Origin of the sequence: Pseudoalteromonas sp. S4492 (assembly GCF_005886115.1) — a bacterium.
Classification (GTDB): domain Bacteria; phylum Pseudomonadota; class Gammaproteobacteria; order Enterobacterales; family Alteromonadaceae; genus Pseudoalteromonas; species Pseudoalteromonas gelatinilytica.
This window is the reverse complement of sequence record NZ_PNCP01000112.1, coordinates 1-569: the sequence shown is the minus strand read 5'-3', so window position 1 is coordinate 569 and position 569 is coordinate 1. Positions and strand designations below refer to the sequence as shown.

At 35.7% G+C, this 569-nt stretch carries 1 pseudogene; it reads left to right on the top strand.

Annotated features, from left to right (window positions below):
• A pseudogene (locus tag CWC28_RS22005) lies at window positions 1-427 on the top strand (hypothetical protein); the annotation flags it as partial.
• Window positions 428-569: the final 142 nt, after the last annotated feature.

Here is a 569-nt window from a genome sequence, read left to right as displayed (position 1 = left end):
CCCCCCCCCCCCCCCCCCCCCACACCCCCCCCCACAACCCCCAACCCCCCAACCCCACACCACTCAAGCCAATTCTGAAGTAGATTCATTTTTAGATAAACAAAAAGCTTTTGATGAATACACTGGAGTGATAGATAGTTTCTCAGTGCCTCTATTTGGGAGCTATGATGAATTCGAAGATGCTAAAGCTTCATTAGTATTTTCGATTAACTACACAACTCATTGTAACATATCAGTGTTAGATTACAGTGGAGGTGATAAATTTATGATTGGATATAAACTAAATCGAATGACTGATGAAGGTAAATACAACTATGATTATTTGTATATAGAGCTCCCTAAAGAAGCAAAAATAAATAAAGCGGATAGTGATGGTTTAATAGATGCTTTTTGTCATAATGATTTAAGCTTTAAAAATAAAGAATAATGGTAAGTAGCTTTTATCTATCCAAAGAGGTCAAGCTACATTTTTCCTTCTAAATTATAATAACCAATGCAGTTTAGTCTTTAGTTGATGTAAAAAAGAAATACCTGAAAACATTTTGTTTTCGTTCGATATTGGGTCGTGT